Origin of the sequence: Embleya sp. NPDC056575, assembly GCF_042793325.1 — a bacterium.
GTDB lineage: Bacteria > Actinomycetota > Actinomycetes > Streptomycetales > Streptomycetaceae > Embleya.
Map to the genome: position 1 here is coordinate 14,652 of NZ_JBHTVA010000113.1, position 13,178 is coordinate 27,829.

The window sequence follows — 13,178 nt, forward strand, 5'->3', positions numbered from 1 at the left end:
CGACGAAGGGAGCACAACCTGATGAGCAAGGCCAAGACAAGACTCGCCACCGCCGCCGTCGGCGGCATGTTGGTGGCGGGGGGCACGGGCATGATCGTGTTGGCGCCCACGGCACAGGCCGCTCCGATCAAGGTCAACATGACCTGCAAGATCCCCTATCCGCCGAACTCGCCGGACGTCACCGACGACTTCAACATCTCGTTGGAGATGCCGACCGCCAAGACCGCGCCGGGCGGCGAGGCCACGGTCAAGGTGAGCATGGGCGCCACTCCGGTCAACGGGCCGGAGACCCTTCCCCAGCCGGTGTCCTTCGCCGCGACGTTCGACGCGAAGGCGTCGGGAGGATCGACCCAGGACCTCAAGATCGTCGGGGAGGAGGGCAAGATCCAGGTCACCAAGGGTCAGCCGATCACGCTTCCCGACTTCAACGCGAAGATCAAGGTGCCGTCCGACGCCAAGGGCGACATCGACATCACGCCGACGAAGCTGGTGCTGAACGCCGCCGGCATCATCAACGTGCCCTGCACGGTGAACGGCACGCCGAAGCTCGGCACCCTCCCGGTGGACGCCGGCGCCATCCCCTCGACCTCGGCCTCGCCGTCGACCTCGGCCTCGCCGTCGACCTCCGCGTCTCCGTCGACGTCCGCGTCTCCGTCGACCTCGAACGAGCCGCCCGGCCCGCCGAACGGCAAGGAAGTGAACGTCGACTACACCTGCAAGACGGTGGTCGAGGACTTCCCGGTCGAGATCCCGGACACGACGGCGACCTACGGGGTCACCGTCACCGTGCCCAGTACCGCCACGAAGGGCGCCAAGCTGGACATCTCGGCCTCGTTCAAGGACAACCTGGTCGGCAAGGCCCCGTCGAGCCTGCCCGGCAGCGACATCGACCTCAAGTTCGTGCCCACGATCACCATCGACGTGGCGCAGGGCTCGACCAAGGCTCCGCTGGAGCTGGTCGGCCCGGAGAAGGCGGTCAAGGTCAACGGGGGCGACCCGCTGAAGGTGGACGGGCCGATCACCGGCAAGTTCGACGTGTGGGGCGGCGGCGACTACACCTTTACGCCGGGCCAGTTGAAGATCGCGACCAAGGCGTCGCTGGGCTCCATCAACGCCAAGTCCACCACCACCTGCACGGTCACCCACACCGACGTCTCGGCCACCCTCAAGGCCAAGGGCGACGCCGGCACCCCGCCGCCCACGCTGACCCAGTCGCCCACGGGCAACGTCGGCACCAACGGCGGCAGCGGCTCCACCGGCGGCAGCACCGGCGACCTCGCGCACACCGGTGCCTCCGGCGGTGGCATGACCGCGTTCGCGATGGCGGCCGGCACCGCCGTGCTCGCGGCGATCGCGCTGATGTTGTTCGTGCCCTACCGTCGTCGGATCCGCAACCAGGTCTGACGTCCGGTCGGTTCCGGGCACCACGACCGAATCGGCCCGAACCGAAACCGCATGCGAAGGGTCCCCTTGCCGGTCCTCACCCGGCCGGGGGACCCTTCGGCCGTATCCCGCCCCGGCCCGACTCCCGCCCCGACTCCCGTTCGTCGCCCACGAGAAGGAACGCGAACCCCGATGGCTCTCTCGGCTTCACGCCCGGCCGGCGCCGCCCTCGCCCTGGCCTGCGCGGTCGGCCCGGCGCTCGCGCTCGCCGCGCCCGCCTCGGCGGAACCGCTGACCGTGCCGGTGCACTGCGTCATCCCGTTGGACCAGCCCGCGGTGGACGGTCCGCAGCAGATCTCCCTCGACGGCCCGACCGATCCGATCCGCCCGGGCGAGAAGGCGCGGATCAAGGTCACCCTCGGCGGCAGCCCCGCCACCAGCCCGCTGCCGTTCCCCGGCACCCCGCTGACGCCGTCGATCCAGCTCGTCCTCTCCGGCGGCGCGAGCGGCGAACTCACCCTCCAGGGCCCGAAGATGCGCGTGGACATCCCCGGTACGCCCGCGCTGATCGTGGTGCCGCCGTACGAGGGCGAGATCACCGTGCCGCTCGACGCCAAGGGCGACATCCGGATCGCCCCCGGCAAGATGGTCACCACCACCGCGATCTTCGGCGACCAGATCACCACGTGCTTCCCGACCGCGCCCGCGCCGCCCGCGATGACGCTGCGGGTCGACCTCCAGGGAGCGGCCCCCGACGGCCCCTCCGGCGCCCCCGGCGACCCGACGGCCGGAGCACCCCCGGCATCGGCCCAGGCGCCGGCCCAGGCCCCGCCGGGGGGCACGCAGGACCCGACCGCGAGCGCGGCGCGCAGCCCCGACGCGATGGTCGAGAGCCGGGGCGGCGACGACGGCGAGATCTCGGGCGGAGCGATCATCTGGATCGTCGCCGGCGGGCTGATCCTGCTGATGGCCGCGTCCACGATGGTGTTCTCCTGGCGTCGCCACAAAGACGACGAATGGTGAGGTGAATGCCGCCCTCCGGGTACCGGTCCGCCGTCCTCCGGTCGGCGAAAAACGCCCGCCGATCCCGGGTTCCCCCGGTCCGCTCGTACGGAGCTCGTCAACGCGGCGCCCCCGCGTCAGTAACATCAAGGTCATGACCCGCGTACTGCTCGCCGAGGACGACGCATCCATCTCCGAACCACTCGCGCGTGCGTTGCGCCGAGAGGGCTACGAGGTCGAGGTGCGCGAGGACGGCCCAAGCGCTCTCGAATGCGCCGCGCAGAGTGGGGTGGACCTGCTCGTCCTCGACCTCGGTCTGCCCGGCATGGACGGCTTGGAGGTGTGCCGGCGGCTGCGCGCCGAGGGGCACGGCTTCCCGGTGCTCGTCCTGACCGCCCGCGCCGACGAAGTGGACACGGTGGTCGGCCTAGACGCCGGTGCCGACGACTACGTCACCAAGCCCTTCCGGCTCGCCGAACTGCTCGCGCGCGTGCGCGCGCTGCTGCGGCGCGGCGCGGCCGACGTCGGCCAGGGTGTGCACGGCGTGCGGATCGACGTCGACTCGCACCGCGCCTGGATCGGCGAGGAGGAGCTGCAGCTCACCGCCAAGGAGTTCGACCTGCTGCGCGTGCTCGTGCGCGACGCGGGCCGGGTGGTCACCCGCGACCAGCTGATGCGCGAGGTCTGGGACACCACCTGGTGGAGCTCCACCAAGACGCTCGACATGCACATCTCCTGGCTGCGCAAGAAGCTCGGCGACGACGCGGGCAACCCCCGCTACATCACCACCGTGCGCGGCGTGGGCTTCCGCTTCGAGAAGAGCTGAGCCGGAGCCGGGCCGACCTCGCGCGAGCCGACCTCGAAAAGCTGACGGGATCCACCTTGCGTCGCAGGCTCATCAACACCACGCTCGGCGTGGTCCTGGTCGTCGTGGCCGTACTCGGCGTGCCGCTGGCGTTCGTCGAGACGCACGCGATCGAGAACACCGCGGGCGACAGCCTCAAGGCCGAGGCCGCCCGCATCCTGGAGGTCGTCGAGCTGCGGATGGCTTCCGGCGAACACTCCGACGCCGCGCTGCTGCGCCGTCAGGTCGAGCCGCATCGCTACGCGATCGTGCGGCTGCCGGGCGATCCTCCGCTGGTGATCGGCGACAAGCCGAGCGGCCGGGTCTTCGAGAAGACCATGCCCGGCGAGATGGGCGACTCGGTCACCGTCGGCGAGCCGCGTGAGCGGGTGACCACCAAGATCCGCGAATCGCTGCTGCTGATCCTGGGCGTGGCGCTGCTCGCGGTCGCGGCCGCCGCCGCCCTCGCGGTCTGGCAGGCCCGCCGCCTGGCCCGCCCGCTGACCGACCTGGCCGAGACCGCCGAGCGCCTGGGTTCGGGCGACCCCAGGCCCCGGCACCGCCGCTACGGCGTGCCCGAGCTGGACCGGGTCGCCGAGGTGCTGGACCAGAGCGCCGAGCGGATCGCCAGGATGCTCACCGCCGAGCGCCGGCTGGCCGCCGACGCCTCGCACCAGCTGCGCACCCCGCTGACGGCGCTGTCCATGCGCCTCGAGGAGATCATCGCCACCGAGGACCCGGAGATCGTCAAGGAGGAGGCGGCGATCGCGCTCTCCCAGGTCGAGCGGCTGACCGACGTGGTGCAGCGGCTGCTGACCAGCAGTCGGCGCGGCAGCGGCGGGCGCGACCCGCGCAACATCTCCGCGGTCACCGTCCGGGTGGACGACGTGATCCAGCAGCAGATCGACGAGTGGCGGCCCAACTTCCGCGAGGCCCGCCGCAGCATCCGGGTCGAGGGCGAGCGCGGGCTGACCGCGGTGGCCACGCCGGGCGCGTTGTCCCAGGTGCTGGCCACGCTGGTGGAGAACACGCTGATGCACGGCGCGGGCGCGGTGAACATCCGGACCCGGATCACCGGGACGTCCGTGGTGGTCGAGGTGGAGGACGAGGGCACGGGCGTGCCCGACGAGCTGGGCGCGCGGGTTTTCGAGCGGGCGGTCAGCGGCCACAACTCGACCGGCCTGGGGCTCGCCGTGGCCCGGGATCTGGCCGAGGCCGACGGGGGGCGGTTGGAGCTGCTCCAGCAGCGACCGCCGGTGTTCGCGGTGTTCCTGGCGGCCCACCCGGAGGAAGGACACGACTGACGGTTCGTCGCGTCGTGGTCGGGCGCGGGGTGGGGTGCGGGGCGCGGTGTGCGTCAGGAAGCCGCGCGAGGGAACCGCGCGAGGAAAGTGCGCGAGGCGGTGCGCGGGGGAGCTGTCGGCCGTTTCAGGCCCGGGAGGTCTTGCTCTCGTCCTCGACCAGCCGCGCGGCCTCGGTGTCCAGTCGGGTGCCGGCGGGTCCCGCCGGCCGATCGTCCGCGTTCTCGTCGCCCGGCGGCGCGACCACCCGGACCGGCTTGCGGTCGATCTCGTGGGTGCCGGTGAACACCCACGTGCGATACGACCAGAACCGGAACAGGGTGCCGAGCGGCAGGCCGACCGCGTACTTCGCGATGTTGTCCGCGAGCAGCGAGGTGTGGCCGAGCCAGTAGTGCGAGATCGCCACGGTGCCGGCCTCGATCGCCATGCCGACCCCGCTGAACACCATGAACAGCACGAACTCGCGCCGACTGTCGTCGGAGGTGCGGTGCCGGAAGGCCCAGTAGCGGTTGCCGAGATAGTTCACCACGATCGCGACCGCCGTCGAGATCACCGACGAGCGCACCGAGGCCAGGCCCAGGTGGTCACGACACAGGTTGAACACGATCACGTTCACGATCACGCCGAATCCGCCGACGGCGCCGAACTTCAGCGTTTCGTGCAGCAGGTGTCCGACCCGGTCGTACCAATTCCGGAGCGCCTTCACGACATGCCACCTTCGGCGACCGGTACGGGGTCCGGCCGTTTGTGCTTGAACACCCACGTGCGGAATGCCCAGAAGCGAAACAGCGTGCCGAGAGCCATACCGACGATGTTCGCCGAGATGTTGTCGGCGAGCTTGCTCTCGTAGCCCATCAGAGTGTGTGACACGAACACGCTCGACGCCTGGATGCCCGCCGCGATCGCGCTGAACACGAAGAAGAGCGTGTACTCGCGTCCGACGCCGGTGCGGTCCCGATGCCGATAGGTCCAGTATCGGTTACCGACGTACGCGACGATCGTCGCCGGGATCGAGGACGTGATCTTCGCGCCGACGCCGCCCATCCCCAGGGACAGGCACAGGTTGAACACGAGGACGTCCACCGCGTAGGCCAGGCCGCCCGCCACGAGGAACCGGGTGACCTCGGAGCGCACCCGGGCGATCCGGCTCGCCGGCGGCCCGGCGGCTTCCTCGGACGGGGCGTCGACGGGCGAAGGCACGGACGCTCCTCTGGCACCACGGGTGCTACCGACTTGACGACTCACTCGACGAGGGTAGCCGTCGCGGCCGTTCGACATCGGCGCCCGGTCTCCCTCCCGTTGCACACTCTTTACCGGAACATCCCGCGTCACGTGTGGCGCGGGTCCCCCGGGAGCGGTCCGGGGTACCGACGAACACCGCGGCAGCGCCCGTGGCACGGCCTCGGGCCGCCGCGACCGGCTTCGCGCCGCCCGGCGCCGCGAGCGTCGGCGGCGGGTCGGTACCCTTCCCCCGTGACGTTCCCAGTCGTCGGCATGGTCGGCGGCGGCCAGCTCGCCCGCATGACGCACCAGGCCGCAATCCCGCTCGGCGCCCGCTTTCGCGTACTCGCCGCATCCCCGTCCGAATCCGCGGCCCAGGTGGTCGGCGACGTCGTGCTCGGCAGCGAGGACGATCTCGCCGACCTGCGCCGCTTCGCGCAGGACTGTGCCGTGGTCACCTTCGACCACGAGCAGGTGCCCACCGCGCTCCTGGAGGCCCTGGAGGCCGACGGGGTCGCCGTGCGGCCGAGTTCGCGCGCGCTCGTGCACGCCCAGGACAAGGGCGTGATGCGGGCCAGGCTGGCCGAGATCGGCGTACCGTGCCCGCGCAACCGGATCGTGGCCGACCCGGCGGAGGTCGCGGCGTTCGCGGCCGAGGTGGGCGGCTGGCCGGTGGTGCTCAAGACCACGCGCGGCGGCTACGACGGCAAGGGCGTGTGGATCGTCCGGGACGAGGACGAGGCGGCCGTGCCGTTCGCGGCCGGGGTTCCGGTGCTGGCCGAGGAGAAGGTGGACTTCACCCGCGAGCTGGCGGCCTGCGTGGTGCGCTCGCCGCACGGACAGGCGGTGGCCTACCCGGTGGTCGAGTCGATCCAGGTGGACGGGGTCTGCCGCGAGGTGATCGCGCCCGCGCCCGACCTGAGCGAGGAGCGGGCGGTCGAGGCCCAGCGGATCGCGCTGTCCATCGCGGGCGAGCTGGACGTCACCGGGCACCTGGCGGTCGAGCTGTTCGAGACCGCCGACGGCCGGATCCTGGTCAACGAGCTGGCCATGCGTCCGCACAACAGCGGGCACTGGAGCATCGACGGCGCGGTCACCTCGCAGTTCGAGAACCACCTGCGCGCGGTGCTCGACCTGCCGCTGGGCGACCCGCGCGCCCGTGCGCCGTGGACGGTGATGGTCAACGTGCTCGGCGGCGACTACTCCGACATGTACCGCCCGTACCTGCACGTGATGGCCCGCGATCCCGGGGTCAAGGTGCACATGTACGGCAAGGATGTGAAGCCCGGCCGCAAGGTCGGACACGTCACCGTGTGCGGCGACGACCTGGCCGACGTGCGCGAGCGCGCCCGGCACGCCGCCGACTACCTCCGAGGGGACATCACCGAATGAGCACGCAGCCCGTCGTCGGCATCGTCATGGGGTCCGACTCGGACTGGCCGGTGATGGAACTCGCCGCGCAGGTCATGGACGAGTTCGGGATCGGCTACGAGGCCGACGTGGTCTCCGCGCACCGGATGCCGCAGGAGATGATCGCGTACGGCACCGAGGCAGCCGGGCGCGGCCTGAAGGTGATCATCGCCGGCGCGGGCGGCGCCGCGCACCTGCCCGGGATGCTCGCCTCGGTCACCCCGCTGCCGGTGATCGGCGTGCCGGTGCCGCTGAAGTACCTGGACGGCATGGACTCGCTGCTGTCCATCGTGCAGATGCCGGCCGGCGTGCCGGTGGCGACCGTCTCGATCGGCGGAGCCCGCAACGCGGGGTTGCTGGCGGTGCGGATCCTGGCCGCGCACGATCCGGCGCTGCTGGCCCGGATGGGCGAGTTCCAGGCGGAGCTGAAGGCGCAGGCGACCGAGAAGGGGCGCAAGCTGCGCGAGCGGGTCGGGTCGTAGGGGATCGTGGCCCGTCGTAGCCCGTCGTAGCCCGTCGTAGCCCGTCGTAGCCCGTCGTAGCCCGTCGTAGTCGGTCCCGGTCGGGCGGTCCCGGCCGGATCGTGTCCGGGTCGTGGCCGCTCACCGGGGCCCGAGCGGGTGCTCGGGTCCCGGTGTCGTGCGGCTCAGGCCGGGCTCGGGCCCGTGCTCGCGCTCGTCATGGTGATGCGCTGGAGCTCCACCGCCGAGCAGCGGTCCATCACCATGTCCAGGCCCGCGTCGCGGACCCTCTGGTAGGCGCGCTCGTCGATCACGTCCAACTGGAACCAGACGGCCTTCACGCCGATCTTGACGGCCTGGTCGGCGATCTCGCCGGCCTGGTCCGAGTTCACGAACACGTCGACCACGTCGACCGGGAACGGGATCTCGGCGAGCGTGGCGTAGCCCGGCTCGCCGTGCACGGTCTCCGCCTTGGGGTGTACGGGCACGACGCGCTTTCCCCACTGACGGAGGAACGCGGCTACTCCGTATGCGGCGCGGTGGGAGTTGGTGCTGAGCCCCACCACCGCCCAGGTGTGCGTGTCGAGGATCCGTCGGATCGTGGCCTCGTCGCCGTAAGGCATGCTGATGACCTCGCAGTCTTGTCTCGCTGCTCGCGGTGCCCCCCGACAGACGGACGGCGCGGCGCCGTCGGCCCGGTGAGTGTGCCCCCGGGGCGGGCCGGCTACTCAGGGGCGACCGAGAGCCCGGTACGTCCATCCTGCGCCGCGCCAGCGCACCGGGTCGAGGGCATTGCGCCCGTCGAGTACGCGGCGTTCGGCGACGATCTCGCCCAGCTCGGCCGGATCCATCTCGCGGAACTCCGCCCACTCGGTCAGATGCAGCACCACGTGCGCGCCGCGGGCCGCGTCGAAGGCGGTCTCCGCGAAGGTCAGGCCCGGATACATCTTGCGGGCGTTGTCCATCGCCTTGGGGTCGTACACGGTCACCTCGCCGCCCTGGAGCTGCACCTGGGCGGCGACGTTGAGCGCGGGCGAGTCGCGGATGTCGTCGGAGTTCGGCTTGAAGGCCGCCCCGAACACCGCGACCCGGCGGCCCAGGAAGCTGCCGTCGCACTGCTCGCGGGCGAGGTCGACCATCCGGAAGCGGCGGCGCATGTTGATCGCGTCCACCTCGCGCAGGAAGGTGAGCGCCTGGTCGGCGCCCAGCTCGCCGGCCCGGGCCATGAAGGCGCGGATGTCCTTGGGCAGGCAACCGCCGCCGAAGCCGAGCCCGGCCTTGAGGAAACGGCCGTTGATCCGGGGGTCGAAGGCGAGCGCCTGGGACAGCTGTTCGACGTCGGCGCCTGCCGCCTCGCAGACCTCGGCCATCGCGTTGATGAAGGAGATCTTGGTGGCCAGGAACGAGTTGGCGGCGGTCTTGACCAGCTCCGAGGTGGCGAAGTCGGTCACCACGAGCGGCACACCCTCGGCGAGCAGGGTCGCGTACACCTCGCGCAGCCGGTCCTCGGCCGCCTGCGAGCGCACGCCGATCACGAGCCGATCCGGGTGCAGGGTGTCCCGGACGGCGAAGCCCTCGCGCAGGAACTCGGGGTTCCAGGCCAGCTCGGCCGCGGCGCCCACGGGGGCCAGCTCGGCGATCCGGCTCGCCAGCCGATCGGCGGTGCCGACCGGGACGGTGGACTTGCCGACCACCAGGCAGGGCCGCTCCAGGAGCGGGGCGAGCGCGTTCACGGCGGCGTCGACGTAGGACACGTCGGCGGCGAACTCGCCCTTGCGCTGCGGCGTGTTCACGCAGACGAAGTGCACGTCGCCGAACGCGGCCAGCTCGGCGATGTCGGTGGTGAAGCGCAGCCGGCCGGAGGCGACGTGCGGGGCCAGCAGCTCCTCCAGGTCCGGCTCCCAGAACGGGATCCGGCCGCTCGCGAGGGTGGCCACCTTGTCCGGGTCCACATCCATCCCCAGGACCTCGAAGCCGAGTTCGGCCATGCACGCGGCGTGCGTGGCGCCCAGGTAGCCGGTACCGATGACCGTGATGCGGGGTGCCACGTACGTCACCTGACTTCTTCGTCGGAGGAATGGGTGGGATCCGGATCGAATCTGGATCGTATCGGCCGGGCCCGGGGCGCCGTCGCCGAACCGTGGCCGTCCCGATGCGCGGACCGGCGGGGTGCGGCTGAATAATTGTGGGCGTCCATGTTGTTTACTGAGCGGTAATAAAACAGGTAATCCCCGCAGCCCGTAGCCCTTCAGTCCCGAGAGGGCAGCCCTTCAGTCCCGAGAGGTAGGCACCCGTGGCCGGACGTAAAGACTTCGACCTGTTCCGCGTCTCCGAGGAGCACGACATGCTCCGCGAGTCGGTCCGCGCGCTCGCCGAGGCGAAGATCGCCCCGTTCGCCGCAGAGGTCGACGAGCAGTCGCGCTTTCCCCAGGAAGCGCTCGACGCGCTCACCGCGAACGACCTCCATGCGGTTCACGTCCCCGAGGAGTACGGCGGCGCGGGCGCCGACGCGCTCGCCACCGTGATCGTGATCGAGGAGGTCGCCCGGGTGTGCGCGTCCTCGTCGTTGATCCCGGCGGTGAACAAGCTGGGCAGCATGCCGGTGATGTTGTCCGGGTCCGAGGACCTGAAGCGGCGCTACCTCGGCGCGGTGGCGCGCGGCGACGGCATGTTCTCCTACTGCCTGTCCGAGCCGGAGGCGGGTTCGGACGCGGCGGCCATGAAGACCCGCGCGGTGCGCGACGGCGACTCGTGGGTGCTCAACGGCGTCAAGCGCTGGATCACCAACGCGGGCGTGTCCGAGTTCTACACGGTGATGGCCGTGACCGACGCGGACAAGCGCTCCAAGGGCATCTCGGCGTTCGTGGTGGAGAAGTCGGACGAGGGTGTCTCGTTCGGCGCGCCGGAGAAGAAGCTCGGGATCAAGGGCTCGCCGACGCGCGAGGTCTACCTCGACAACGTGCGCATCCCGGCCGACCGGATCATCGGCGAGGAGGGTACGGGCTTCGCCACCGCGATGAAGACGCTCGACCACACGCGCGTGACGATCGCGGCGCAGGCGCTGGGTATCGCGCAGGGCGCGCTGGACTACGCCAAGGGGTACGTGCGGGAGCGGAAGCAGTTCGGCAAGCCGATCGCCGACTTCCAGGGCATTCAGTTCATGCTCGCGGACATGGCGATGAAGCTGGAGGCGGCCCGGCAGCTCACCTACGCGGCGGCGGCCAAGTCGGAGCGCGGCGACGCGGACCTGACCTTCCACGGCGCCGCGGCCAAGTGCTTCGCGTCGGACGCGGCGATGGAGATCACCGTCGACGCGGTGCAGTTGCTCGGCGGATACGGCTACACACGTGACTACCCGCTGGAGCGCATGATGCGCGACGCGAAGATCACGCAGATTTACGAGGGCACGAATCAGGTTCAGCGGATCGTGATGGCGAGGAACCTGCCGAAGTAGGCGGCGGCGGCCGGCGAGGACTGCGGCGGTTCGGCCGCCGGACGTGGCGAGTCGGCGGCAGTTGCGACCGCTGATCCACAGCGAGCCCTGCTCGCACATCCAGGCGTTGCGACCGCCCTGGTCGGCCACGACGAAGTCGGAACGAGTGAACGGGCGAACGACACGGTCCCCCGCCGAAGGCATCTCGGCGGGGGACCGTCTCGTTCGCGGCGGGGGTGGTCTTTTTGTCACCCGATGTGGATGGCCGGGGTCGTCGCGGCCTCGTCGGTCTCCGGAGTGGCGGTGTTGCCGGCGACGACGGTCGTGGGCGGGGTGCGCAGGACCAGCACGGCGATGACCGCCGAGGCCGCGAGCAGGACTGTCCCCACCATGAACGCCAGGTGGAAGCCGCCGGTCAGTGCCTCGGCGGCGGACTTGCCCTGCCCCGCGAGGGTGTCGGCGCGGGAGGTGGAGAGGGTGTTCAGAAGCGCCACGCCCAGGGCCCCGCCGATCTGCTGGGTCGTGTTGAACAGGCCGGAGACCACGCCCGCCTCCTCGGGCCGGGCACCGGACATCGCCAGCGTGGCGAGCGCGGGCAGGACCAGGCCGCCGCCACCGATCAGGACGAACACCGGGAGCAGGTCGATCAGGTACGAGCCGTCGACCGGGACGCGGGCCAGGTAGGCCATGCCGGCGGTGAGCATGAGCAGCCCGGCGACCAGCACGTTCCGGGCGCCGAAGCGGCCGATGACGCGGGCGGAGACGCCGAGGGAGACGACGCCGATGGCGAGCGCGGTCGGGAACATCGCCCAGCCGGTCTTGGCCGCCCCGAAGCCGAGGACGTGCTGCATGTAGAGGACGACCAGCACCTGGAAGCCGAACATGGCCGCGATCGTGAGCACTTGCAGGACGTTCGCGCCGCTCACGTTGCGGGAGCGGAAGGTGCGCAGCGGCAGCAGCGGTGCCGCGACCCGGGCCTGGCGGAGCGTGAACAGCGCCAGCAGCCCGAACGAACCGGCAAGCAGCGCCCAGGTCTTGGCCGAACCCCACCCGTACGCCTCGGCTTTCACGACGGCGTACACCAGCAACATCAGCCCGCCGGTGACCAGGACGGCCCCGACGATGTCGGCCCTGCCGCGAGCGCCGGAGGCGGGGGTGTCGGCATCCAGGACGCGCGTCGCCAGGAGCAGCGTGACGACGCCGATCGGGAGGTTGACCAGGAAGATCCAGTGCCAGTTGGCCGCCTCTGTGAGCACACCGCCGAGCACCAGGCCCAGGGACGCGCCCGCCGCGCCGATGAAGCTGAACGCGCCGATGGCCTTGCCCTGTTCGGCGGGCTCGGGGTAGAGCGTGACGATCATCCCGAGGCTGACGGCGGACGCCATGGCGCCGCCGGCGCCCTGCAGGAACCGCGCCGCGAGCAACATCTCGGGGCCGGTGGCCACGCCGCACAGCAGCGACGCGACGGTGAAGACGGCGAGCCCGGCGAGGAACATGCGCTTGCGCCCGAAGAGGTCGCCGAGCCGTCCGGCGAGGAGCAGCAGGCCACCGAAGGCGATCATGTAGATGTTCATGACCCAGGCGAGATCGGCCGACGAGAACCCGAGGTCCGCACCGATCGAGGGGAGCGCGACGGTCACGATCGTGCCGTCCAGGATCACCATCAGCATGCCCGCGCACAGGAGGGTGAGGGCGAGGCCGCGCGGATAGGTGCGCGCTTCGCGCGGCGGCGTCTTGGCGGTGGCCGGCAGTGCCATGGCTCTGTCTCTCCTCGTATGGTCCGGCGGCCGGGCGGCCCGGCCCGGCTCTGCGCCGGGTGTTCGTCCGGCGGCAAGAGAGACGCTAGCAGATAGTTTTGTTCTAGACGATATGCATCGGACTTATTCTGTACGGGACGATGGGCTGGTCGGGTCGGCAGCCGATACGTTGGCCGCCGGCCTGATGCCTGGCTGCGATGACCGGCACTCTGCGTGGACCGGCGCGTTTCCGGCTTGCGTCTTGCGTCTTGCGTCTTGGGTGCCGAGGGTCGGGGTTGGTCGGAGTCGCCGGGTTGGTCGCCGTCGGCGTGCGGGGCTCCGAGGCTCGACGCTTCCGGCGAGGCGGGTGTGTTGCTTGGCGAAAAA

At 71.0% G+C, this 13,178-nt stretch carries 12 protein-coding genes; 7 read left to right on the forward strand and 5 right to left on the reverse strand.

Annotated elements, in window-relative coordinates:
- Window positions 1-21: 21 nt before the first annotated feature.
- The 4 genes from ACFRCG_RS46005 (at window position 22) to ACFRCG_RS46020 (ending at window position 4,533) form a co-directional block, all read left to right on the forward strand.
- Entirely contained in the window at window positions 22-1,404 is a 1,383-nt protein-coding gene (locus ACFRCG_RS46005) for a hypothetical protein (protein WP_380042650.1), read from the forward strand.
- Window positions 1,405-1,575: 171 nt separating this feature from the next.
- Window positions 1,576-2,406, forward strand: coding sequence for a hypothetical protein (locus ACFRCG_RS46010; protein ID WP_380042651.1), 831 nt, complete (start codon window positions 1,576-1,578; stop codon window positions 2,404-2,406).
- 133 nt (window positions 2,407-2,539) lie between these two features.
- A complete protein-coding gene (locus ACFRCG_RS46015; protein ID WP_020556678.1) occupies window positions 2,540-3,211 on the forward strand; it encodes a response regulator transcription factor in 672 nt (223 codons plus the stop codon).
- 56 nt (window positions 3,212-3,267) lie between these two features.
- Window positions 3,268-4,533, forward strand: coding sequence for an ATP-binding protein (locus ACFRCG_RS46020; RefSeq protein WP_380042652.1), 1,266 nt, complete (start codon window positions 3,268-3,270; stop codon window positions 4,531-4,533).
- Window positions 4,534-4,657: 124 nt separating this feature from the next.
- On the opposite strand, the gene ACFRCG_RS46025 is transcribed toward ACFRCG_RS46020, so the two are convergent.
- Both ACFRCG_RS46025 and ACFRCG_RS46030 read right to left on the reverse strand, forming a co-directional pair.
- Window positions 4,658-5,236: a GtrA family protein gene (locus ACFRCG_RS46025; protein WP_380042653.1), complete on the reverse strand. Its 579-nt coding sequence runs from the start codon at window positions 5,234-5,236 to the stop codon at window positions 4,658-4,660.
- On the reverse strand, window positions 5,233-5,730 hold the full coding sequence (locus ACFRCG_RS46030) for a GtrA family protein (RefSeq protein ID WP_380042654.1): 498 nt from the start codon (window positions 5,728-5,730) through the stop codon (window positions 5,233-5,235). Before ACFRCG_RS46030 ends, ACFRCG_RS46025 begins: the two co-directional genes overlap by 4 nt.
- 273 nt (window positions 5,731-6,003) lie before the next feature.
- On the opposite strand from ACFRCG_RS46030, the gene ACFRCG_RS46035 reads away from it, so the two are divergent.
- Complete coding sequence (locus tag ACFRCG_RS46035) at window positions 6,004-7,143, forward strand: 5-(carboxyamino)imidazole ribonucleotide synthase (protein WP_380042655.1); 1,140 nt, start codon at window positions 6,004-6,006, stop codon at window positions 7,141-7,143.
- The gene (gene purE / locus ACFRCG_RS46040; protein WP_379999855.1) at window positions 7,140-7,643 is read left to right on the forward strand and encodes a 5-(carboxyamino)imidazole ribonucleotide mutase; all 504 of its coding nucleotides are present in this window, start codon (window positions 7,140-7,142) and stop codon (window positions 7,641-7,643) included. Before ACFRCG_RS46035 ends, purE begins: the two co-directional genes overlap by 4 nt.
- Before the next feature lie 164 nt (window positions 7,644-7,807).
- Here purE and ACFRCG_RS46045 read toward each other — a convergent pair whose 3' ends face one another.
- Both ACFRCG_RS46045 and ACFRCG_RS46050 read right to left on the reverse strand, forming a co-directional pair.
- Window positions 7,808-8,245, reverse strand: coding sequence for a CoA-binding protein (locus tag ACFRCG_RS46045; protein ID WP_380042656.1), 438 nt, complete (start codon window positions 8,243-8,245; stop codon window positions 7,808-7,810).
- A 105-nt stretch (window positions 8,246-8,350) separates the two neighbouring features.
- The gene (locus ACFRCG_RS46050) at window positions 8,351-9,670 is read right to left on the reverse strand and encodes a UDP-glucose dehydrogenase family protein (RefSeq protein WP_380042657.1); all 1,320 of its coding nucleotides are present in this window, start codon (window positions 9,668-9,670) and stop codon (window positions 8,351-8,353) included.
- 245 nt (window positions 9,671-9,915) lie between these two features.
- Here ACFRCG_RS46050 and ACFRCG_RS46055 point away from each other — a divergent pair, with 245 nt between their 5' ends.
- Entirely contained in the window at window positions 9,916-11,076 is a 1,161-nt protein-coding gene (locus ACFRCG_RS46055; protein ID WP_380042658.1) for an acyl-CoA dehydrogenase family protein, read from the forward strand.
- 227 nt (window positions 11,077-11,303) lie between these two features.
- On the opposite strand, the gene ACFRCG_RS46060 is transcribed toward ACFRCG_RS46055, so the two are convergent.
- Window positions 11,304-12,812, reverse strand: a complete 1,509-nt coding sequence (locus tag ACFRCG_RS46060; RefSeq protein ID WP_380042659.1) for an MFS transporter — start codon at window positions 12,810-12,812, stop codon at window positions 11,304-11,306.
- Between the last annotated feature and the right edge of the window lie 366 nt (window positions 12,813-13,178).